22 protein-coding genes are annotated in these 20,637 nt (G+C 64.6%); 12 read left to right on the top strand and 10 right to left on the bottom strand.

The annotated features are described in order from the left end of the window. The first annotated feature begins 6 nt into the window (after nt 1-6). Nucleotides 7-210 carry a hypothetical protein gene (locus tag BCO18175_RS04010; protein WP_174914131.1) on the top strand — a complete coding sequence of 68 codons (204 nt, stop codon included), beginning with the start codon at nt 7-9 and terminating at the stop codon, nt 208-210. A gap of 37 nt (nt 211-247) precedes the next feature. Here BCO18175_RS04010 and cynR read toward each other — a convergent pair whose 3' ends face one another. Beyond that, complete coding sequence (gene cynR / locus BCO18175_RS04005) at nt 248-1,180, bottom strand: transcriptional regulator CynR (RefSeq protein WP_174979503.1); 933 nt, start codon at nt 1,178-1,180, stop codon at nt 248-250. 113 nt (nt 1,181-1,293) lie between these two features. Here cynR and BCO18175_RS04000 point away from each other — a divergent pair, with 113 nt between their 5' ends. The 3 genes from BCO18175_RS04000 to BCO18175_RS03990 all read left to right on the top strand — a co-directional run bounded on the left by BCO18175_RS04000 (nt 1,294) and on the right by BCO18175_RS03990 (nt 3,029). Further along, nucleotides 1,294-1,953, top strand: coding sequence for a carbonic anhydrase (locus tag BCO18175_RS04000; protein WP_174968049.1), 660 nt, complete (start codon nt 1,294-1,296; stop codon nt 1,951-1,953). A gap of 30 nt (nt 1,954-1,983) precedes the next feature. Next, nucleotides 1,984-2,454, top strand: a complete 471-nt coding sequence (cynS, locus tag BCO18175_RS03995; protein ID WP_174968050.1) for a cyanase — start codon at nt 1,984-1,986, stop codon at nt 2,452-2,454. 107 nt (nt 2,455-2,561) lie between these two features. Continuing rightward, entirely contained in the window at nt 2,562-3,029 is a 468-nt protein-coding gene (locus tag BCO18175_RS03990; protein WP_174979501.1) for a nucleoside deaminase, read from the top strand. 162 nt (nt 3,030-3,191) lie between these two features. Here the strand turns inward: BCO18175_RS03990 and BCO18175_RS03985 are convergent, their stop codons facing one another. Further along, on the bottom strand, nt 3,192-3,560 hold the full coding sequence (locus BCO18175_RS03985; RefSeq protein ID WP_174978849.1) for a hypothetical protein: 369 nt from the start codon (nt 3,558-3,560) through the stop codon (nt 3,192-3,194). Here BCO18175_RS03985 and BCO18175_RS03980 point away from each other — a divergent pair. The 5 genes from BCO18175_RS03980 (at nt 3,532) to BCO18175_RS03960 (ending at nt 7,897) form a co-directional block, all read left to right on the top strand. Continuing rightward, the gene (locus tag BCO18175_RS03980; RefSeq protein ID WP_254607966.1) at nt 3,532-4,653 is read left to right on the top strand and encodes an ABC transporter ATP-binding protein; all 1,122 of its coding nucleotides are present in this window, start codon (nt 3,532-3,534) and stop codon (nt 4,651-4,653) included. The two genes, BCO18175_RS03985 and BCO18175_RS03980, sit on opposite strands and share 29 nt — an antisense overlap. A gap of 10 nt (nt 4,654-4,663) precedes the next feature. Then, nucleotides 4,664-5,650, top strand: a complete 987-nt coding sequence (locus BCO18175_RS03975) for an ABC transporter permease subunit (protein ID WP_174979498.1) — start codon at nt 4,664-4,666, stop codon at nt 5,648-5,650. Next, nucleotides 5,647-6,486, top strand: coding sequence for an ABC transporter permease subunit (locus tag BCO18175_RS03970; protein WP_011353448.1), 840 nt, complete (start codon nt 5,647-5,649; stop codon nt 6,484-6,486). The genes BCO18175_RS03975 and BCO18175_RS03970 overlap by 4 nt, the downstream gene beginning before the upstream one ends. 166 nt (nt 6,487-6,652) lie before the next feature. Then, complete coding sequence (locus tag BCO18175_RS03965) at nt 6,653-7,087, top strand: GNAT family N-acetyltransferase (protein ID WP_174973321.1); 435 nt, start codon at nt 6,653-6,655, stop codon at nt 7,085-7,087. Between the two features lie 285 nt (nt 7,088-7,372). Continuing rightward, a complete protein-coding gene (locus tag BCO18175_RS03960) occupies nt 7,373-7,897 on the top strand; it encodes a hypothetical protein (RefSeq protein WP_174979496.1) in 525 nt (174 codons plus the stop codon). Between the two features lie 270 nt (nt 7,898-8,167). Here the strand turns inward: BCO18175_RS03960 and BCO18175_RS03955 are convergent, their stop codons facing one another. The 3 genes from BCO18175_RS03955 to BCO18175_RS03945 form a co-directional block, all read right to left on the bottom strand. Continuing rightward, on the bottom strand, nt 8,168-8,950 hold the full coding sequence (locus tag BCO18175_RS03955) for a hypothetical protein (RefSeq protein WP_174979495.1): 783 nt from the start codon (nt 8,948-8,950) through the stop codon (nt 8,168-8,170). Between the two features lie 395 nt (nt 8,951-9,345). Next, nucleotides 9,346-10,629, bottom strand: a complete 1,284-nt coding sequence (locus BCO18175_RS03950) for a cystathionine gamma-synthase family protein (RefSeq protein ID WP_174979493.1) — start codon at nt 10,627-10,629, stop codon at nt 9,346-9,348. 146 nt (nt 10,630-10,775) lie between these two features. Further along, nucleotides 10,776-11,666, bottom strand: a complete 891-nt coding sequence (locus BCO18175_RS03945) for a LysR family transcriptional regulator (protein ID WP_174973326.1) — start codon at nt 11,664-11,666, stop codon at nt 10,776-10,778. Between the two features lie 139 nt (nt 11,667-11,805). Here BCO18175_RS03945 and tam point away from each other — a divergent pair, with 139 nt between their 5' ends. Next, nucleotides 11,806-12,591, top strand: a complete 786-nt coding sequence (tam, locus tag BCO18175_RS03940; RefSeq protein ID WP_174979491.1) for a trans-aconitate 2-methyltransferase — start codon at nt 11,806-11,808, stop codon at nt 12,589-12,591. Between the two features lie 29 nt (nt 12,592-12,620). Here tam and BCO18175_RS03935 read toward each other — a convergent pair whose 3' ends face one another. Beyond that, nucleotides 12,621-13,211 carry a GNAT family N-acetyltransferase gene (locus BCO18175_RS03935; protein ID WP_174979490.1) on the bottom strand — a complete coding sequence of 197 codons (591 nt, stop codon included), beginning with the start codon at nt 13,209-13,211 and terminating at the stop codon, nt 12,621-12,623. Nucleotides 13,212-13,961: 750 nt separating this feature from the next. Between BCO18175_RS03935 and BCO18175_RS03930 the strand changes: the two genes are divergently transcribed. Then, nucleotides 13,962-15,125 (top strand): porin, encoded by a 1,164-nt coding sequence (locus BCO18175_RS03930; protein ID WP_174979488.1) that lies wholly within the window; start codon nt 13,962-13,964, stop codon nt 15,123-15,125. Between the two features lie 162 nt (nt 15,126-15,287). Then, nucleotides 15,288-15,947, top strand: coding sequence for a M24 family metallopeptidase (locus tag BCO18175_RS03925; RefSeq protein WP_174979486.1), 660 nt, complete (start codon nt 15,288-15,290; stop codon nt 15,945-15,947). Nucleotides 15,948-16,049: 102 nt separating this feature from the next. Here the strand turns inward: BCO18175_RS03925 and BCO18175_RS03920 are convergent, their stop codons facing one another. The 4 genes from BCO18175_RS03920 to BCO18175_RS03905 form a co-directional block, all read right to left on the bottom strand. Further along, complete coding sequence (locus BCO18175_RS03920; protein WP_174979484.1) at nt 16,050-18,500, bottom strand: phosphocholine-specific phospholipase C; 2,451 nt, start codon at nt 18,498-18,500, stop codon at nt 16,050-16,052. Between the two features lie 44 nt (nt 18,501-18,544). Continuing rightward, the gene (locus tag BCO18175_RS40465; RefSeq protein WP_226218520.1) at nt 18,545-18,682 is read right to left on the bottom strand and encodes a hypothetical protein; all 138 of its coding nucleotides are present in this window, start codon (nt 18,680-18,682) and stop codon (nt 18,545-18,547) included. Between the two features lie 169 nt (nt 18,683-18,851). Next, nucleotides 18,852-19,532, bottom strand: a complete 681-nt coding sequence (locus BCO18175_RS03910; RefSeq protein WP_174979483.1) for an HAD family hydrolase — start codon at nt 19,530-19,532, stop codon at nt 18,852-18,854. A 23-nt stretch (nt 19,533-19,555) separates the two neighbouring features. Continuing rightward, nucleotides 19,556-20,500 (bottom strand): choline ABC transporter substrate-binding protein, encoded by a 945-nt coding sequence (locus tag BCO18175_RS03905; protein ID WP_174979481.1) that lies wholly within the window; start codon nt 20,498-20,500, stop codon nt 19,556-19,558. Nucleotides 20,501-20,637: the final 137 nt, after the last annotated feature.

Here is a 20,637-nt window from a genome sequence, read left to right as displayed (position 1 = left end):
GTGGAGATGACTTTTTCGCAGAAGCAACCGGGGTTTTACAGCGGTTTCGATGCCGCGTTCGACGAACCGGCACCGGATGACGCGGGTGTGCCCGACGAAGCGCGCGTGACGTCGTATCAGGCCGTGCTGCAGGAGCCGATGACGTCGCTCGTCGGGAATACGATCGACCGGCCGGACGTCGCGGCGGTGGCGATTCTCGGGTACAACTGACGCGAGTTCCTGCCCCGGTCCGGGGCACCGCTGGCGTTCATTGCCCGGCCGTCCTCGAACGTGCCGGGCGTGGTTCGCCTTCCTTTTTCCCTTTCCCCGCCTGCTGCGCGAGCGCCAGTTCGACGAACGCGCGCGCAGCTGCGCTCCGGTACGCCCCCTTGCGCTGCAGCAGCACGGCCGTGCGCCGCAGGACGGCCGGATCGAGCGCGACGGCGACGAGATCGTCGTGCCCGGTCGCGATCGTCGCGGGCAGCAGCGTCGCGAGATTCGTGCGGCGCACGATCTCGATCACCGCCCCCAGCGAATTCGCTTCCATCAGCACGCGTGGCTGCACGTCGTGCTCGCGGAAATAGCGGTCGATCTGCACGCGTGTCGCGAACTCGGCCGTGAGCAGCACGAGCGGCGCGTCGTGCAGTGCGCGCAGGCCGGCCTTGCGCTTCCCGGCGAACGCATGCTCGCGGTTCACGACGAGCGCGAGCGTTTCGACCAGCAGCGTTTGCGCTTCGATATCCGCCGTCTGCACTTCCTCGAACGCGATACCGACATCGAGCTCGTCGTCGACGAGCAGCGCCTCGATGCGTTCCTGCGACATCTCCCGCACCGACAGCGATACATCCGGATAGCGGCCGTGAAACGCCTCGACGAGCGGCCCGACGAGATAGCTCGTGAAGGTCGGCGTGACCGCGATCCGCAGCGAGCCGCGGCTCAGATCCTGCACGTCGTGAATCGCGCGCCGGCCTTCCGCGAGATCGTGCAGCGCCTGCCGCGCATAGCGGAAATACACGTCGCCGGCGTCGGTCAGTCGCGTCACGCGCCCGGTGCGGTCGAACAGTTGCGCGCCGAGCGTCTCCTCGAGCTGGCGAATCTGCTGGGACAGCGCGGGCTGCGACACGTGCAACGCGGCGGCCGCGCGCGTGAAGCTGCGGTGCTCGGCGACGGCCAGGAAGTAGTGGATATGGCGTAGCAGCATGGCGGTTCCTATAAGTCCTGCTTATCCACTAGATCATAAATCAGTCTTTTACGTTATTGGAAGTCCGGCGTAACCTGCCCTTCATCGATTTCACCCACACCGGAGAACACACGATGAAGGACATCATCGAAGGCTTCCTGAAGTTCCAGCGCGACGCCTATCCGGAACGCGCCGCGCTGTTCCGCGATCTTGCGCGCAGCCAGAATCCGCGTGCGCTGTTCATCTCGTGCTCGGACAGCCGGCTCGTGCCCGAACTCGTCACGCAGCGCGAACCGGGCGACCTGTTCGTGATCCGCAATGCCGGCAACATCGTGCCGTCGTACGGCCCCGAGCCGGGCGGCGTGTCGGCGTCGGTCGAATACGCAGTGGCCGCGCTGCGCGTGACCGACGTCGTGATCTGCGGCCATTCCGATTGCGGCGCGATGACCGCGATCGCCACCTGCCAGTGCATGGACCACATGCCGGCCGTCGGTCACTGGTTGCGCTACGCCGATTCGGCGCGCGTCGTGAACGAGGCGCGCACGCATCGAAGCGAACGCGAGCGGATCGACTCGATGGTGCGCGAGAACGTCGTCGCACAACTCGCGAACCTGAAGACGCACCCTGCCGTGCGGCTTGCGCTCGAAGAAGGGCGGCTCGCGCTGCACGGCTGGATCTACGACATCGAATCGGGCTGCATCGACGCCTACGACGGCGCGAGCGGCCGGTTCGTCTCCCTGGCGGACCATCCCGAGGTCCGCGCCACACCCGCGACGCTTCCCGTCGCGGCCTGAATCGCCCCAACCCAACCACGAGGAATTGCCATGATCCAGTCCCAGCACACCCAGACTGCCCGCCACGCGCTTGCCGAAACCGTCGTGCTCGCGAAGGCGCGCAAGAACCTGTCGTTCGCGCAGCTCACCGAAGGTACGGGCCTGAGCGAAGCGTTCGTGACGGCCGCGCTGCTCGGCCAGCATGCGCTGCCGGCGGAAGCGGCACGCTGCGTCGCCGACAAGCTCGGCCTCGACGACGATGCAGTGCTGCTGCTGCAGTCGATCCCGCTGCGCGGCAGCATCGACGATCGCGTGCCGACCGATCCGACCATTTACCGCTTCTACGAAATGCTTCAGGTGTACGGCACGACGCTGAAGGCGCTCGTTCACGAGAAGTTCGGCGACGGCATCATCAGCGCGATCAATTTCCGGCTCGACGTGAAGAAGGTCGACGATCCCGAAGGCGGTTCGCGCGCGGTGATCACGCTCGACGGCAAGTACCTGCCGACCAAGCCGTTCTGACGCCGGCGCGGCGCCGCGGCAGCGGTGCCGCACAGCTTTCCGCCCGACGTGCACCGGCCGCTGGCCGGCGCACGTTCCCGCCATTCCGTTTCGACGAGGACGCAGCCATGGATTTTGTGAAACGCACGATCGATCTTGCGATGAAGAACGTGGAGGAGGGCGGCCGCCCGTTCGCGACGGTAATCGTCCGCGACGGCGAGATCGTCGCGGAGAGCCCGAACCTCGTCGCGCAGACCAGCGACCCGACCGCGCATGCCGAGATCCTCGCGGTGCGCGACGCATGCCGCAAGCTCGGCACCGAGCACCTGACCGACTGCGAGATCTATATCCTCGCGAGCCCGTGCCCGATGTGTCTCGGTTCGCTGTACTACTGCAGCCCGAAGCGTGTGATCTACATCACGACGCGCGAGGACTACGCGCCGTTCTACCGCGATAACCGCAAGTATTTCGAGCTCGACACGTTCTACGCCGAATATGCGAAGCCGATCGGCGAACGCCGGCTGCCGATGGTGCAGCAGAAGCACGGCGACGCGATCGACGTCTACCGGCGCTGGAAGGAACCGAACGCAAAGTGACGTGACCCGCGCGGCGCTTCGGCCGCGCGTGGCAGCCTCCCGGCTGCTCGTTTTCCCCACCCTCCGTTTTACCCGGCGGCGCCCATGCCGCCGGGCGCCCGCGCTGCTGCGCGGAGCCGGGTCGTGCCCCCGTTTTCCCGCCTCCTCAAACATCGATCCCGTTCAATGTCCGAAACGGAAATCCGCGATCCAAAAGGTTTTTGACGGGTTTAAAAATTCGCACTGGAGACGACAGAAACGTGCGGAAAGCCCGATGAAAACCGATGAAATCTTCATGACAGCCAACGCGGCGACTCCGGTCGATCGCGACTGATTGCCGCCGATCGCCGTGCGCTTGTCCACACCTGTTTCGCTGCGCCATTCGTTCCGGACGAGGAATCGCTCGATCCCTCTCCGCCAGCACCGCGCGACCGTCGGACCGGTCGCGCCTGACGCCTGAGATTCGCTTACCTGCCTAAAACGGACCATCATGAAACGGGATTCATTCAGTACACCTGATGCGATGCATCGCCCGGCGACGAGCATGCTCAAGCCGAACGACACGTTCGTCCGCATCGAAAACGTCGTGAAGAAATTCGGCGACAGCACGGCTGTCGACAACGTGAACTTGACGATCGCGAAAAACGAGCTGTTCGCGCTGCTCGGCAGCTCGGGCTGCGGCAAGTCGACGTTGCTGCGCATGCTCGCCGGGCTCGAGACGGCCACCTCCGGCAAGATCTTCGTCGACGGCGAGGACCTTGCCTCGCTGCCGCCGTACCGCCGCCCGGTGAACATGATGTTCCAGTCGTACGCGCTGTTCCCGCACATGACGGTCGAATCGAACGTCGCATTCGGCTTGAAGCAGGAAGGCACGCCGAAGAACGAGATCAAGGAGCGCGTGGCCGATGCGCTCGCGCTCGTGCAGATGAGCAAGTACGCACAGCGCAAGCCGCATCAACTCTCGGGCGGCCAGCAGCAGCGCGTCGCGCTCGCGCGCTCGCTGGTCAAGCGCCCGAAGCTCCTGCTGCTCGACGAGCCGATGTCGGCACTCGACAAGAAGATCCGCCAGAAGACCCAGCTCGAACTCGTGAACATCATCGAGAAGGTCGACGTGACCTGCGTGATGGTCACGCACGACCAGGAAGAGGCGATGACGATGGCCAGCCGCCTCGCGGTGATGAGCGAAGGCAAGATCGTGCAGATCGGCGCGCCGGGCGAGGTGTACGAGTTCCCGAACAGCCGCTTCTCGGCCGAATTCATCGGCTCGACCAACCTGTTCGAAGGGCGCGTGGTCGAAGACGAGCCCGATCACATCTTCGTCGAAAGCGACGACCTCGAGGCGCGCATGTATGTGAGCCACGGCATCACGGGCCCGCTCGGCATGCCCGTCGGCATCTCGGTGCGCCCGGAACGCATTCACGTGTCGCGCGAGAAGCCGGGCTCGAAACACAACTGGGCGCGCGGCGTCGTGACCGACATCGCGTACATGGGCAGCTACTCGCTGTACCACGTGCGCTTGCCGAGCGGCAAGACGGTCGTGTCGAACCTGTCGAGCTCGCACCTGATGAACGACAACGCACCGGCGTGGAACGACGATGTGTTCGTGTCGTGGTCGCCGGCCAGCGGCGTCGTGCTGACGCAGTGAGGACGCCACGATGAGAACCTCCGCTTCCACTCCGTCCGCGCCGGTGTCGTCCGGCGCAGCAAGCACCGGCGCCGGACGCGCCCGCCCGGGCCGCTTCGCGATGCTGCAGCGCTTCCTGCCGTCGGGCCGCAGCGTCGCGATCGGCGTGCCGTTCGTGTGGCTTGCCGTGTTCTTCGCGCTGCCGTTCGTGCTGGTGCTGAAGATCAGCTTCGCCGATCAGGTGATGGGCATTCCGCCGTACACGTCGCTCGTCGAGATCAAGGACGGCGTCGTGCACTTCGCGCTGCAGATGTCGCACTACGCGTTCCTGCTGCAGGACGACCTGTACATCGCGACCTACCTCAGCTCGCTGAAGATGGCCGCCGTGTCGACGGTGCTGTGCCTGCTGATCGGCTATCCGATGGCGTACTACATCGCGCGCTCGGAACCGAACCGCCGCAACGTGCTGATGATGGCCGTGATGCTGCCGTTCTGGACGTCGTTCCTGATCCGCGTGTACGCATGGATCGGCATCCTGAAGGATGACGGCCTGCTGAACCACACGCTGATCGCGCTCGGCATCATCCACACGCCGCTGCGCCTCTATCACAGCGACGCGGGCGTCTATATCGGGATGGTCTATTCGTACCTGCCGTTCATGGTGATGCCGCTGTACGCGCACCTCGTGAAGATGGACCTCACGCTGCTTGAAGCCGCGTACGACCTGGGCGCCAAGCCGTGGGTCGCATTCACGCGGATCACGCTGCCGCTGTCGAAGAACGGGATCATCGCCGGCAGCCTGCTGGTGTTCATCCCGGCGGTGGGCGAGTACGTGATTCCGGAACTGCTCGGCGGCGCCGACACGCTGATGATCGGCCGCGTGATGTGGGATGAATTCTTCAACAACATGGACTGGCCGATGGCGTCCGCGGTGACGGTCGCGATGGTGATGCTGCTGCTGGTGCCGATGGCGCTGTTCCAGTACTACCAGGTCAAGGAACTGGAGGACGCGAAATGATCAAGCCGAGCAAACCGCTGTCGACGGGCGTTCTCGCCTTCGGCTTCCTGTTCCTGTACATCCCGATCATCAGCCTGGTCGTGTACTCGTTCAACGAGTCGAAGCTGGTGACGGTGTGGTCGGGCTTCTCGCTGAAGTGGTACTCGGCGCTGCTGGACGACGACGAGCTGCTGACCGCCGCGTGGCTGTCGCTGAAGATCGGTCTCTTGACGGCCACGGCGTCGGTCGTGATCGGCACGTGGGCGGGCTTCGTGCTCGCGCGCTTCGGCCGCTTCAAGGGCTTCACGCTGTACACGGGGATGATCAACGCGCCGCTGGTGATTCCGGAAGTGATCCAGGGCATCTCGCTGCTGTTGCTGTTCGTTGCGCTGGAGCAGATGTTCGGCTGGCCGAAGGGGCGCGGGATGGTGACGATCTGGATCGGTCACGTGATGCTGTGCGTGTCGTACGTGGCGATCATCGTGCAGTCGCGCGTGAAGGAGATGAACAAGTCGCTGGAAGAAGCGGCGCTGGATCTGGGCGCGACGCCGCTGAAGGTGTTCTTCGTGGTGACGCTGCCGCTGATCTCGCAGGCGCTGCTGTCGGGGTGGCTGCTGTCGTTCACGCTGTCGATCGACGACCTGGTGCTGTCGGCGTTCCTGTCGGGGCCGGGCTCGACGACGCTGCCGCTGGTGGTGTTCTCGCGCGTGCGGCTGGGGCTGAACCCGGAGATGAACGCACTGGCGACGCTGTTCATCACGGCGGTGACGATCGGCGTGATCGTCGTGAACCGGATGATGATCGCGCGTGAACGGCGTCGCATCGCCGACATGAAGGCGGCGTTCGCGGTGGCGTGAGGGCGTGCGTGGGGCACGGGCATGAACGCGGTCGGTCGGCCGCGTGATGCATGACGAAGGCGGCGGGTGTGCCAGCACGGCATGCCCGTCGACGCGCTATAGTCGAGCGATTCGCGCCCCGGGTGTTGCATGCCAGGCGGCATCTCTCTTCGACCGAACCCGCCCCATGACAACGCAACCCGACGTTTCCATCCGGCTCACCGATACCGGGCAGCCGGCCGCGCACGACTTCATCAGCCGCAAGCTCGGCGAATTCAATCACGCGATGACGGGGCGCGCCGACGCGGCGACGCTCGACGTGTACGTGACGGATCCCGCGACCGGCGAGATCCTGGGCGGCCTCACGGGGCGCACGTCGCTCGGCCTCTTCTTCATCGATCTGTTCTACCTGCCCGAATCGCTGCGCGGCGGCGGATTCGGCAGCCGGCTGCTGCGCGAGGCCGAAGCCGAAGCGAAACGACGCGGATGCGCACGTGCGGTGCTCTACACGATCTCGTTCCAGGCGCCGGATTTCTACCGGAAGCAGGGCTACGAAGCGTTCGGCGAAGTGCCGTGCGAGCCGGAGGGCACGTCGCGCGTGTTCATGGTGAAGGTGCTTTGAACCGGTTCGAACGGCTCGCGTCACGATTGGAAGAGCGCCATGACCCATGCTCGTGCTGCTTTACCCGGTACGATTCAACATTGGAGTCTGAAATTCAACCCGCCTCACACACGGAATTCCGGACACCTCCGAGGAGGCCTTCGCAGCCATCCACATGTGTACTGCAGAGGTAGGCTGCAGGCCCCTTGCGGCACTTTTTGCGTGCCATTTTTTAGACCGCAATGGCCAGATATGGCCTGCGAGTTAGCGCGGTCTTCATTGCGTTAGGCGCCACAGGAACATTCGATGAGCAACGAACAAGCCGTTTACCAACGCATAGGGGAGTTTGCCGTCTCATTCCAATGGATTGAGAACAAGCTTCGGGAGATTGGATGGTTCATCCTCGATCCAGAGCGCCTGAAATGGCCCCCCCCCGATCTGAGAAACCTCACCAATGAAAAACTCGTTGACCGCGTTCACGAACTCTTCCTGCAGGCGCTACCAAAGTGCAAACTGCCTCAGGCCCTGGAAGCTGATTTCAAAGACTCCTTTTCATTTTCCGTCGAACGACTGCATCAACTTAGAAGGGACCGAAACCGCATACTTCACTCCGCGTACATCGAGCTCAAGGCGGGCGGAGAGGTCCAAGGGATGCTTCGCTCTGGCGCGAGGTTTCAGGTCGATGAAGAAACAGGCGAGCCACTTTTTGATCAAGAGCTACTAACCGACAAGTCGTTCATTTCCGAAATGAAGGCTATGGCCGAGTTGGAACTGTTTCTCAATCGAGCCTATACGCAACTCATTCACCGGTATCCGAACGGTGGCGCCTAACCCTTCCATCGAGAGGACCCGTCCCGGCAGCGACAGCGCGAACGACTGCTCGACAGCTTTCCGACAGTTGCATCCCCGAGTTTCCAGCGGCCGAGCATATTACCGGGCTCATTGTTCAAGGCGGGCGAAACCCGCGACGGTTGAGTGCTCATCCGCTCAACGGCTTAACTCCACTCAGCACTGATCGTCGCCGACGGCCATGCAGCGGAGCTGATTCGGTTCGTGCGAGAGGGATCGCTTGCCAAGGCCAGGTAACGGCTCTTGCTAGGTCTAGAAGATACGTTCCCGATCAATGCCAGCGCTGGTAAAAATCGGTGCCACGCGACTGGCGGTCAGCCATGCCAGACCAAAGAAGAGCAGTCCGCCTGCTTCGCCAACAAGCACTGGGCGCATGGAGTCCGGCAGATGCTTGCTCGTCGCGAGGATGAGGACTGAGCCGATCATGCCGGCTAGGCAGAATGCGTATACGTGCTTGCGTCGCGCCGCATTGGATGTCCAGGCTGGTGGGCTATGTGCGGGGCGCCCAGTCGTGTAGGAACCAGCCGCCTTGCGGCTCGCCTTGAAATAGAAGTGGGCAACGAAATAGAAAAGCACCGTGTACACAACGCCGGCGGACCCGTAGTGCAAATGCGGCACGAGCTCCGTGTAGCAGTCGCAGTTGCAGGGAAACAGTGCGACACCTGCGGCAGCAATGGCGCCGACGCGCGCAAGGACACCCTGCAGCATTGTCTCGCCGCGGTAGCTCAAGAGCAGAGCACTGATGGCGAGCAAGGTGCCCACGAGGTAGATTCTCGGCCAGTCGACAAGCATTAGCCAAGGGTGGCCAGTGTCGGGCAAGTGGCACGCGTTGGGGTCCTCGGGGTGAAATGGAATACCAAACCAGTAGCTGGCGCTGATCGAGCGTACCCAGGTACTGGTCAAGATCACTTCGACGACAGGAAGCAAGATGGCGAGCACACCGATCATGGCCTTGATAGTGGTGCCGTTGAAGGTTCCCACGTAAGCGCTGTTGACGCTACCGAGGCCGAGTGCGCGGGAGATGGTCACTGGCATCTCATGTTCTCCTGTTTGGCAGGACTCAGTCTTGACGATGAATATTGGGATCATCGTGACTCTGTTGCTCATTCCACCCTGATACCTGGGCGTCCCCGGCCACCCGAGAGCTGGCCGGTCGCGCTGTCGTGCTGCGCATCGAGCCCCCTGCGGGTCTCGCCCCTGGCGGGCTTCCATCGTTCCCTTGCTCCGCTCGGCTGACGCATCCTTGCGCGTGCGGTGCTCTACACGATCTCGTTCCAGGCACCGGATTTCTACCGGAAGCAGGGCTACGAAGCGTTCGGAGAAGTGCCGTGCGAGCCGGCATCCGGGCACGGGCAGCGTCACTGAATGCCTGACCCGCGCCGGCGGGAGCCGCCCCGTGCGAACCGCCACGGGGCGCACCTCCTCCCTCGTCAGCAATGCTCCAGCGCGTACGACAGGTCGGCGATCAGGTCGTCCGGATGTTCGAGCCCGACCGACACGCGAATCAGTCCTTCCGACACGCCCGCCGCTGCACGCGCATCGGCCGGCACGCCCGAATGCGTCGTCGACGCCGGATGGCAGATCAGCGACTCCGTGCCGCCGAGACTGACCGCGGACTTGAAGAGCGTCAGGTGGTTGATGAACCTGAACGCCTGTTCGCGTCCGCCGTCGAGGATGAACGCAAACGTTGAGCCCGGCCCGGTGCACTGGCGCTGGTAGACGGCCTGGTAGGCCGGATCGTCGATAAGCTCGGGGTGCAGCACGCGCACCGGGCGATGCGGATTGCCGGCGAGCCAGCGGGCGACGGTGCTGCCGCTGCGCGCGGCCTGCTGCATGCGCAGCACGAGCGTTTCCATCGAGCGCGTGATCATCCACGACGAATGCGGGTCGAGCTGCGAGCCGAGCGTGCTGCGGATCGAGCGGATCTTCGTGATCAGCTCACGAGTGCCCGTGACGCCGCCGGCGACGAGGTCGCTATGGCCGCCGATGTATTTGGTCAGCGAGTACACGCTCAGGTCGATGCCTTGCCGCGACGGCTTCTGGTACAGCGGCCCGAGCAGCGTGTTGTCGCAGACCGACAGCGGGCGATAGCCGTGGCGCGCTTCGAATGCGTCGATTTCGCTGCGCAGCCCTTCGAGGTCGAACAGCGCGTTGGTCGGGTTGGCGGGCGTCTCGATGTAGCACATCCGCACGCGGCCCTTTTGCGCGGCCGCTTCGAGCGCGGCGCGGATCGCGTGGGTGGACAGCCCGTCGGCGATCACTTCGGAGCGAATGCCCCACTCGGGCAGGAACTTCGAGATCAGCGTTTCGGTGCCGCCATACAGCGGCACGGACTGGACGACGCAGTCGCCCGGCCGCAGGAACGTCAGCAGGATCGCCGCGATCGCGGACATGCCGCTCGACGTCACGACGGCGGCTTCGGAATCGTCGAGCAGCGCGAGGCGATCCTCGACGATCTCCAGGTTCGGGTGGTTGAAACGGCTGTAGACGAGGCCCGCGCCTTCGCCTTCGGGCGAAGGCTTGCGCCCGGCCACGACGTCGAAGAATTCGGCGCCGTCCTCGGCCGTGCGGAACGCGAACGTCGACGTGAGGAACACGGGCGGCTTCACCGATCCTTCCGACAGGAACGGATCGTAGCCGTACGACATCATCTGGGTTTCGGGATGGAGTTCCCGGTCTGCAATCTTGCGCTTGTGATAGTTGCGATAGGCCATGCAGTGCTCCGTGCAGGGGTGGTGAGGAACAGCCGTTGCAGCGGTGGCATGACGCGTGCGGCGCCGGGTAGGCACCGGTCGTCGCGACCGCGTGTGGCGATACTACCCCGAAGGCGCTGCTGCGTGATGCACCCCTGACACAATCGTCAGGGTGCCGCCTGTTCGACGATCATGTCGTACAACGCACGGGCGGCGGGCGACAGTTGCGCGCTCCTGCGCGTGACGAGCACGAGCGTGCGCGACACCGCCGGCTCGACGAGCTCGATCGTGCGGATCATCGGATACGCGTTTTTCTGGATCGCGAGCTTCGGTACCACGGCCGCGCCGAGCCCTTCCGCGACGAGCCCGAGTGCCGTCGAGCTGCGCTGCACCTCGTAGAACGAATGCAGCGACACGCCGCTCGTCTTCAGCGCGCCGTCGAGCAGCCCGCGATTGCCGCTCACTTCGCCGGCGAAGATCAGCGGATGCGGCTGCAGTGCCGCCCAGCGAATGCGCCGCCGCTTCGCGAGCGGATGATCGTCGCGGCACACCAGCACGTACGGATCGCTCGTCAGCGGCACGTTGACCAGTTCGGGATGCTGGTCGCCGGCGATGCCGATGCCGAACTCGGCCTCGCGATGCAGCACGGCCTGCAGCACCGACGCCGACGCGTGATCGAGGATCTTCACGCGATCGTGCGGCCGGTGCGCGGAGAATGCGCGCAGGATGCGGGGCAGGTATTGCACGCCGACCGTCGGCACGCACGCGATCGTGACGTCGCCGCGCTGGCTCAGGCCGGTTTCGCGAATTTCGGTGAGCGCGTCGGACAGCTCGTTCAGCAGCCGGCGCGCTTGCGGCAGGAAACGCCGGCCGATTTCGGTGAGCGTGGTGCGGCGCGTGGTACGCTCGACGAGCGCGACGCCGAGAAAGGTCTCGAGCTTGCGCAGCCGCTGCGTGATGGCTGTTTGCGTGACGTGCAGCGTTTCGGCCGCCTGCCGGAAGCTGCCGCCGTCGGCGATTGCGACGAAGGCCTGGACACCGAGCGTATCGATTTTCATCAGAGATTTGAATCAATCACGATATTAAATTCATTTTACTGAACTCCGTGACGATCGCAGAATGCGGTGCATCGACGGCCGCCGGCATCATCAGGTATGCAGAAAGGGCGAGGCCGTCCACGCCGACCAGGAGAACGACATGACGACCCCACTCGATCGATACGCTGCCCAGTACGTGCAATTCGAGGACGAACGCACGCGGCCGATCCGCGATCTGCTGGCCGCCGTGCCGGATACGCCGATCCATACCGCGATCGACATCGGCTGCGGGCCCGGCAATTCGACGGAGGCGCTGATCGCGCGTGCGCCGGACGCAACGGTTCACGGGATCGATGCGTCGGCGGACATGATCGACGCCGCGCGCAAGCGCCTGCCGGACCTGCGTTTCGATGTCGTGGATATCTCCACATGGGACGATCCCGGCGGCTACGACCTGATTCTCGCGAATGCGGTGCTGCAATGGGTGCCCGCGCACGACACATTGTTTCCGGCCCTCGTCGGCCGCCTCGCGCCGGGCGGCCATCTTGCGGTGCAGATGCCCGACAACCTCGACGAACCCGCGCACCGGCTGATGCGCGAGGTCGCCGCGGCCGGGCCGTGGGCGGACAAACTGAAGGGGGCGGCACGCACCGAGCGATTCGACGCGCGTTACTACCACGCGCTGCTGTCGCCGCTGTGTTCGCGCGTCGATGTGTGGCGCACGACTTACTACCACCCGCTGCGCGGCGGTGCCGATGCAGTGGTCGAATGGTTCAAGGGCAGCGCGCTGCGGCCGTTCCTCGCGGCGCTCGACGACGGCGAGCGCGCGGCGTTTCTCGCGCGGTATCGCGATGCGATCGCGGGCCCGGGCGGCTATCCGGCGCTCGCCGACGGCACGGTGCTGCTGCCGTTCCCGCGCCTGTTCATCGTCGCGACGCGGACGTAACGCGGCAATGACGCGCGGGTGGCCGTGCGTCAGCTCGCCGGCCGCATCGATTCCGGGTCGACCGTGCGGATTCGCACGGTCTGCCCGTCGCGCAGGTCCTTGTACCAGAACAGCGCGACTTCACCGTCGTTTTCGTCGTCCGCATACAGCAGGCGATCGTGTCCGCCCAGCACGAAGCCCGCGCGGGCATATGTGCTGCATGCGGCGACGTTGTTCGACTGCGTTTCCAGGCGCATGAAGCCGAACCCCTGGCTGCGCGCCCAGGATTCGGCGGCCGCCAGCAGCAACAGTGCGATGCCTTGCCGCCGGCAGTGGCGGTCGACGGCCAGTTCCGCGATCTCGGCCATCCCGTTCCAGCTCTGGCCGATAGCCACGAATCCGGCGAGCCGGTCGCCGGCCGTCGCGCGAATGAGCGCCGTCTTGCCGGACGCTTCGCCCGCCCAGCCGGCCGGATCGAAGCCGTAGTTTTTGCGGCGCGCAGGCAGCGCGCGAAGATCGAGCAAGTCCTGATACGGCGCGTTCAATTCCCAGGCGATGTCGAACGAGAAGTCGCATCGGTCCAGTTCGTCAGCGGCAAGCCCGCTCGCCTGTTCGATGCTGATGTGCTCGGTTCGGTCCATGTGTCGGTGTCCTGTCTTCTGCGGGATAGCGTGGTGGGTTCCGTGATGCAATCGTCGGCGTCGTGATGCGCGCCGCGTCGAGTTTGTTCTTGCTTCGATTCCTTGCGCCCGCACAATTCGCCGAGCGCGAGACCGGCACAGACTGGCGGCTTCCGTGACGGCGGAACGCGGGCAAACCATGAACGGGACGGTCACGCAAACGTGTGCGGGGTTCGTGTGTCGGTTGAGGCGCTCGTTCAACCGCCTGATTATGCTGGATTTCGGCGTTGGCCCGGTGCGGGCATCGGCACGATGCCGGCCGCCGAGCGTCATGTCTTCGATCCGCGAGGCCGTCGGCCGCCTGTGGATGAAAGACGACAGGAACCCGAATAATTGTTTACCGTTTGGTGACAACTCGATATATTCCGAAAAATATATCGAAGGTCGTGGCGTCGTCAGGCGCCACGTCGTCCATCTGCTCCACGAAAGCCGGAAGAGATTCTGACCTGCATCGCCGGAGCAATGCGTCGTCTTGGCATGCGCAACCGGTGCGCACGCTTTTCGACGCCGCAACATGAGCGGCCGCCCCGCGGCATGCCGCTTCCGCAAGCCCACACTGGCATCGAAACGGAACATCGTGCACGCGCATGACGCATGTGTGCGCGCGGCGATCCTGTGGCTTGCGTTCGTTCATCAGCTGGTTCTTCGTCAACACGCCGCGCGTCACGCTGCGACGCAGGCGCGCGCGTCAACAACAAAAAGGAAGTGAACATGAAAAAGACCATCGTGGCCGCGGCCGCACTCGGGATGTTCGGCGCCGCCGCGCACGCGCAAAGCAGCGTCACGCTCTACGGGTTGATCGATGCGGGTATCACGTATTCGAACAAGGTCGCGACGACGGGCGGGCACGACAAGCTCGTCAAGTACGGTGACGGCGTCGCGTCGGGCAGCCGCTGGGGCATCCGCGGTACCGAGGATCTCGGCGGCGGGCTGAAGGCGCTGTTCGTGCTGGAAAACGGCTTCAGCAGCGGCGACGGCTCGATCGGCCAGGGTGGCGCGATCTTCGGCCGGCAGGCGTTCGTCGGCCTGTCGAAGAATGGCATCGGTTCGCTGACGTTCGGCCGCCAGTACTCGTTCTCGACCGATTACATCGGCGCGAACTATTCGATGGGCAGCCAGACGCCCGCCGGCAACTACGCGTATCACATCAACGATCTCGACCAGCTGACGTCGAGCCGCATCAACAACGCGGTGAAGTTCCAGAGCGCAAACTTCGCGGGCCTCACGTTCGGCGCGATGTACGGCTTCTCGAACTCGACGCAGTTCGCGGGCACGCCGACCACGACCGGTGCGAACGGTTCGCAGGGTTCGTCGAGCGCGTACAGCTTCGGCGCGAACTATGCGCAAGGGCCGTTCGGCATCGGCGCCGCGTACACGAACATCCGCTTCCCGAACGGCGCGCAGCCCGCGTTCGGCGTGAGCATCGCGAACATCAACACGCAAGGGTTGCGCGACCTCGAGACGGTCGGTGTCGGCGCACGCTATGCGTTCGCGGCGGCCCTCGTGTGGGCGAACTGGACGCACACGAAGTTCGCGCCGCTGTCGGGTGAGTCGTCGAAGCTGAACAACTACGAAATCGGCGGCCGCTATGCGTTCACGCCGGCCTTGAGCGGCGGTCTCGGCTATACGTTCTCGAAGCTCGACGGCCGCTTCGACGGCAAGTGGCACCAGGTCAACGCGGCGGTCGACTACGCGCTGTCGAAGCGCACGGACGTCTACGTGAGCGCGGCCTACCAGAAGGCGTCGGGCAGCAACACGATCAACGGCCGTGTGACGCCGGTACAGGCGGAGATCGGCTCGTCGGCGTCGTTCATCGGTAACGCGGGCGCGAACACACAGTTCGTCACGCGGATCGGCCTGCGTCACAAGTTCTGATCGACCGCGCACACGAGCGGGCGCTCCAGCGGGGCGCCCGTTTTTGCTGTGGCGCGACGAAGCGAGACCCGGCACCGATTGGCGAATCGATATATTCTCCTGTGCATATCGAAACGATGAACGACCGACCCCACCCACTTTCACCCGCACGGGAGCACCATCTTGAACTCGACGCAACGCGAAGCCGTTGGCGAAGCCTTTTCGCTCGACGCGATGCAGCACGCAAGAACCATGACATGGCAGGCCGTCGACGCGATCGCCGAGGGTATCCGGCCCGGTATGCGGGAATCGGAGGCCAACGCGCTGGGGCTGAGCGTGCTGAAGGATCTCGGGATGGACAGGATCTGGCATCCGGTGCTCGTCCGCTTCGGCGAAAACACGCTGCGCACGTTCAAGGAGCGCTCGGTGGCGGACCCCGTTCTCGCCGCCGACGATATCTTCTTCATCGACCTGGGCGCGGTGTGGGCGAAGCATGAGGGTGATGCGGGCGCAACGTTCGTGCGCGGCGACGATTCCGACATGCATGCGTGTGCGCGTGCGGCCCGTGTGATCTACGACGAAGTCGAGCATCACTGGCGCACCACCGGCTGCGCGGGCATCGCGCTGTACGAATTCGCCGCGCAACGCGCCGATGCGCACGGCTTCCGGTTGAACGTCGACATCAAGGGGCATCGCGTCAGCGACTTTCCGCACGCGATCTACAAGGCCGGCAATCTCGGCGACTTCGATGCCGCGCCGGCGGCCGGGCTGTGGATTCTCGAAATCCAGATCGCACATCCGACGCGGCCGTTCGGCGCGTTCTACGAGGATCTGCTCGTATAGCGCATGCCGCGCGGCTGGAACAGCATTCGGGCGCAACGCGGGACGTCGCGCCCGAATGCGTATCGGCCCCATGCGGGCGGCCGACACAATGTGGCCCTGCCGTCAGATGGTGATCGTGACGGGGCCCGCGAGCGGCGTGTAGCCGTCGTCGAACAGATACCACGCGTCGTACTGCCCCGATGCCAGCGTGCTGTTGGCCGTGGACGAGAACAGCAGCGAGCCGGTGCTCTTCGGCAGGTACGCCCACGACTTGTAGCTGCCCCTGGCCGGCTGCGCGCCATGCGCAAAGATGCCCACCCAGTTCTTCGGGCTGTGGCTCCACGGCGGCGCGACGTAGTCGAACCGCAGCGTGCCGAACGTCGAGCCCTGCGACGCGAGCGACGCGACGAACTTCTTGCCGGTATTGCCGATTGCCGAATCCGTGAGCAGCACGCCGGATTGCGTCTGCACGCAGCCGGCCACCCGGCGCAGGAAGTTCGGATCGTTCGCGTCGCGGATGCTTGCGTCGTACCAGCCGCCGTCGCCGTACCACGTGAGCGCTTGCGTCGCGCCGGCGGCGACGGTGACCGACTGCTTGCTGTTCATGCCATATGCGTTGTCGGTGAGCTGGAACGTCGTCGCGCCGGCCCCGGCGGAGTTGTCGAGCGTGATCTGCACGTTGCCGTTCGCCACGTCGTAGCACAGGCTGATTTCAGCGGTCGATCCCGTGTTGCGGGACGAACCGATACTGCCGCGGAACGTCTGCAGGAAACCGTTCGGACCGTAGACCGAATAGTCGTAGCCGCCGCCGGCATTCAGCGCGAGCGAATCCGCCAGGTTCGCGCACTGGCTTGCGCCGGCCGCGATCGTGTAATGCCGGGGGACCGTGCTCGACCCGTCGACCCACGCCTGCAGGTGCACGCCGGCGGTGCCGGTGTTGGTCATCGTCAGCGCGAGCGCGTTGCCGGCGCGGTTGACCTTGCCTTGCACGAAGAACTCGTAGGGCAGGCGGCAGGCGATGCTCCGGCCGGTGGTCTGCGCCGGCACCGCGGTGGTGGTCGGGTAGGGAATCGGGACGGCCGGGCCGTTCGGGTTCATGTTGCTCGCCGGCGGCTGGATCGCGGGAACCGCCTGGTCGGCGTTCGAAAAATCGAAGGCCGACGTCAGGTCGCCGCAGACCGTGCGTCGCCACGGCGTGATGTTGGTTTCCTGCAGCCCGAAGCGCGCTTCCAGGAAGCGGATCACCGAGGTGTGATCGAAGACCTGCGAGTTGACCTTGCCGCCCTTCGACCACGGCGAGATCACGAACATCGGCACGCGCGGGCCCAGCCCGATCGGCACGTCGCCGCTGGCCGAGCCGTCCGATGCGGCGCCGCTGCTGGCGACGAATTCGGCGGCCGTCGAGACCGTCGACTGGCCGGTGCCGGCAGCGGAGCTGGCCGGGACGGCCGGCGGCATGTGATCGAACAGGCCGTCGTTCTCGTCGTACATGACGAGCAGCACAGTGCTGGCCCACACCGCCGGATTCGACGTCAGCGCATTGAGGACGTTGCTCACGTACCATTCGCCGCCGCTCGCAGCCCACGACGGATGTTCGCAGTAGGCGTAGGGTGCGGCGATCCACGACACCTGCGGCAGCGTGCCGTTGGCGACGTCGGCTCGTAGCTGGCTGAAGAGGTTCGTGTCGTATTCCTTGCCACCGCCTGACGGATCGATCTGCGTGCCGTTGAGCGCAGGCGCGAGCGGATCGCTTGCACCGAGGTTCTGGTATTGCTTGAAGTTCAGGATGACGTTGTCGCCGTAATTGCCGTTCCACCAGAGATCGCTCTTGGAGCCGTTGTATTCGCCGTAGCCATGGCCGGCATCCAGGCCGTTGCCCTTGTCCTGGTAGAACTTCCACGTGACGCCGGCCGTGTTCAGTCGCTCCGGCATCGTGGTCCAGCCGGTGCCCGTCATCGTGTTCGTCGTGTACGGCGAATAGCCGGTGACGTTACCGCAGCACCCGGTCCACAGATACAGGCGGTTCGGGTCCGTGGGGCCGAGCATCGAGCAGTGGTACGCGTCGCACACCGTAAACGCGCTCGCCAGCGCGTAGTAAAACGGAATGTCGTTCTGCGTGAAGTAATACATCGTGCCGCTGGTCTTTGCGCCGGCCCAGTTGTCGTAGCGGCCGTTGTTCCAGGCGCTGTGCGTGCCGCTCCAGCTGTGGTCGAGGTCGCCGTAGTAGGTGTCGCCGTTCGCCGTGCCGAAGGGCGGGGATGGGTTGAACGGGAACACGTAGGACGTCAGCCAGGGCTGGCGCCACACCGGATACCCGCTCGAAATCACGACCGGCCGCGGATCGCCGAAGCCGCGTGCGCCGCCCAGCGTGCCGAGGTAGTGGTCGAACGAGCGGTTTTCCTGCATCAGGATCACGACGTGCTTCACGTCCTGGATCGTGCCGGTCACGGTGGCCGCCGGAATGGCCTGCGCGCGCGCGATGCTTTCAGGCAGCATGCCCGTGATCGCGGTGGCGCCGGCGAGCTTCAGCGCGTCGGCGAGGAATTGACGTCGTGTTGTGGGTTTGTTTTGCATGATCGCTCTCTGTCTTGAATGGCTGGCCCGTGGGCCGGCGTCGGTCAGTGGCACGCGCTCGCGCAGTGCAGGACGGGCGTTGACGCCGAACCCGGTGCGGCCGCGCGCGCGGCCGCCACGCTGGCTGCCGTGCCCGAGTCGCCATCGCCGCAAGCGGCCAGCGTGCACAGGAGCGCAATCATGAAAACGCCGCGCCAGTGCGGAAAGCGGCTTTCCGAACGGCGCGACTTGACGATGGGATTTCGATCCGATTCGAATCGGATTCCTGAATGATCGAGACTGTTGCTGCGTGCTCCGTATTTCATTACCCCTCCAGACATGAAAAATGGACAGCAGAGAATATCGCCCGAATCAGAACAACTTCATGACAGGCCACCCGCGGGTGCCTGCCACGTGCAACAGCTTCGAGTCGGGATTGGTTGCGACCGGATGCGTGACGTAATCCAGCAGCGGCACGTCGTTGATCGAATCGCTGTAGAAGTAGGTGCGTTCGAAGTCAGATGCGGCGTAGCCGAGCGATTCCAGCCACTCGGTGGTACGCACGATCTTCCCTTCACGGAAGCTCGGCACGCCCGTGCTGCGCCCGGTATACGCGCCATCCGGCGTGCCGTCGTCGGTATCGAGCTCGATGCCGAGCAGGTGCTCTATGCCGAATTCCGCCGCGATCGGCCGCGTGACGAAGACGTTGGTCGCCGTCACGATGCAGCAGAGATCGCCGTTCTCGCGATGCCGGTCGACCAGCTCGCGCGCCTGCGGCGTGATCGCCGGACGGATCACTTCGTCCATGAATCGCGCATGCCAGCGTTCGAGCACCTTGCGCGGATAGCGGGTGAGCGGCGCGAGCGTCACGGCGAGATACGCGTCCATGTCGAGCGTGCCGGCCGCATAGTGACCGTAGTGCTCGTCGATCAGCGCCACGTGCGCGTCGTCCTCCCGCCAGCCCACCCGCGTGATGAAGCGGCTCCAGGCCTGGTCGCTGTCGAGCGGCAGCAGCGTGTGGTCGAGGTCGAACAGCGCGAGATTCTTGTACATGGATGGTTCCTTGTCTTGCGTGCTTATGCGCCGATGAGCTTGTCGATCGCGTCCTTCGCGTTCTTGCCGTCGATGGTCGTGACGCCGTCGAGCCACTTCGACAGCACGCCGGGGTTCTTCTTCGCCCATTCCTTCGCGACCGCGACCGGATCGGCGTGATTCATGATCGGCACCATCAACTGGTTCTCTTCGTCGGTCGTGAACTTCAGGTTGGTCAGCAGCCGGCCGACGTTCGGGCAGCGTTCGAGGTAGCCGGGCGTGACGAGCGTGTAGACCTTCGCCGAGCCGTAGTTCGGGCCGAACACGCCGTCGCCGCCGTCGAGATAGGCAATCTTGTAGTTGATGTTCATCGGATGCGGCTCCCACGCGAGGAACACGATCATCCGGTGCTCCTGCACCGCGCGCGTGACCTGCACGAGCATCCCGGCCTCGCTCGATTCGACCAGCTTGAAGCCGCCGAGCCCGAACTCGTTCTTGTCGATCATCCGCTGGATCAGCGCGTTGCCGTTGTTGCCGGCGCCGATCCCGTAGATCTTGCCGTCGAGCTGGTCGCGGAATTTGGAGATGTCGGCAAAACTCTTGAGGCCCTTGTCCGACGCGTATTGCGGTACGGCCAGCGTGTAGCGCGCGCCGATCAGGTTCGGCTGAGGCAGCTGGTGGACGGCGCCGGCATCGACGAACGGCTTCACCGTCGGCGTCATGCTCGGATCCCAGTAGCCGAGGAACGCGTCGATCTGCGCCTTCTTCACGCCGGCCAGCACGATCGGCGGCGATGCGATGGTCTTGGTCGCCTCGTAGCCGAGCCCGTCGAGCAGCATCATCGCGACGCCGGTGGTGGCCGCGATGTCGCTCCAGCCGACATCGCCGAGCGTCACCTTTTTGCAGACATCGCCTTCCGATGCGTGAGCGGGGGCCGTCGCCAGCGCCGCCAGCAGTGTTGCGGCCAGCATCCATGCCTTCTTCATCATGTTGGTCTCCTAAGCAAGTGTTCCGGATCGTGTTGCCTGAATGGTCTGACGATTGATCGTGCTGATCGGATGAAACAAACGAACTTGGGTCTGGCGTTGTAGTTTTGCGTACCGTATATTAGAACGCACAAAATCGC

This window comes from Burkholderia lata (genome assembly GCF_902499335.1).
Taxonomy (GTDB): domain Bacteria; phylum Pseudomonadota; class Gammaproteobacteria; order Burkholderiales; family Burkholderiaceae; genus Burkholderia; species Burkholderia lata_B.
Note: the sequence above shows the minus strand (reverse complement) of the source record. Positions and strands in the feature narration are given on the sequence as shown.

Excerpts from the sequence above, each read along its gene's own strand:
- BCO18175_RS04010 (WP_174914131.1), top strand. The coding sequence starts at position 7 with ATGACTTTTTCGCAGAAGCAACCGGGGTTTTACAGCGGTTTCGATGCC.
- cynR (WP_174979503.1), bottom strand. The coding sequence starts at position 1,180 with ATGCTGCTACGCCATATCCACTACTTCCTGGCCGTCGCCGAGCACCGC.
- BCO18175_RS04000 (WP_174968049.1), top strand. The coding sequence starts at position 1,294 with ATGAAGGACATCATCGAAGGCTTCCTGAAGTTCCAGCGCGACGCCTAT.
- cynS (WP_174968050.1), top strand. The coding sequence starts at position 1,984 with ATGATCCAGTCCCAGCACACCCAGACTGCCCGCCACGCGCTTGCCGAA.
- BCO18175_RS03990 (WP_174979501.1), top strand. The coding sequence starts at position 2,562 with ATGGATTTTGTGAAACGCACGATCGATCTTGCGATGAAGAACGTGGAG.
- BCO18175_RS03980 (WP_254607966.1), top strand. The coding sequence starts at position 3,532 with ATGCATCGCCCGGCGACGAGCATGCTCAAGCCGAACGACACGTTCGTC.
- BCO18175_RS03975 (WP_174979498.1), top strand. The coding sequence starts at position 4,664 with ATGAGAACCTCCGCTTCCACTCCGTCCGCGCCGGTGTCGTCCGGCGCA.
- BCO18175_RS03970 (WP_011353448.1), top strand. The coding sequence starts at position 5,647 with ATGATCAAGCCGAGCAAACCGCTGTCGACGGGCGTTCTCGCCTTCGGC.
- BCO18175_RS03965 (WP_174973321.1), top strand. The coding sequence starts at position 6,653 with ATGACAACGCAACCCGACGTTTCCATCCGGCTCACCGATACCGGGCAG.
- BCO18175_RS03960 (WP_174979496.1), top strand. The coding sequence starts at position 7,373 with ATGAGCAACGAACAAGCCGTTTACCAACGCATAGGGGAGTTTGCCGTC.
- BCO18175_RS03955 (WP_174979495.1), bottom strand. The coding sequence starts at position 8,950 with ATGCCAGTGACCATCTCCCGCGCACTCGGCCTCGGTAGCGTCAACAGC.
- BCO18175_RS03950 (WP_174979493.1), bottom strand. The coding sequence starts at position 10,629 with ATGGCCTATCGCAACTATCACAAGCGCAAGATTGCAGACCGGGAACTC.
- BCO18175_RS03945 (WP_174973326.1), bottom strand. The coding sequence starts at position 11,666 with ATGAAAATCGATACGCTCGGTGTCCAGGCCTTCGTCGCAATCGCCGAC.
- tam (WP_174979491.1), top strand. The coding sequence starts at position 11,806 with ATGACGACCCCACTCGATCGATACGCTGCCCAGTACGTGCAATTCGAG.
- BCO18175_RS03935 (WP_174979490.1), bottom strand. The coding sequence starts at position 13,211 with ATGGACCGAACCGAGCACATCAGCATCGAACAGGCGAGCGGGCTTGCC.
- BCO18175_RS03930 (WP_174979488.1), top strand. The coding sequence starts at position 13,962 with ATGAAAAAGACCATCGTGGCCGCGGCCGCACTCGGGATGTTCGGCGCC.
- BCO18175_RS03920 (WP_174979484.1), bottom strand. The coding sequence starts at position 18,500 with ATGCAAAACAAACCCACAACACGACGTCAATTCCTCGCCGACGCGCTG.
- BCO18175_RS40465 (WP_226218520.1), bottom strand. The coding sequence starts at position 18,682 with ATGATTGCGCTCCTGTGCACGCTGGCCGCTTGCGGCGATGGCGACTCG.
- BCO18175_RS03910 (WP_174979483.1), bottom strand. The coding sequence starts at position 19,532 with ATGTACAAGAATCTCGCGCTGTTCGACCTCGACCACACGCTGCTGCCG.
- BCO18175_RS03905 (WP_174979481.1), bottom strand. The coding sequence starts at position 20,500 with ATGATGAAGAAGGCATGGATGCTGGCCGCAACACTGCTGGCGGCGCTG.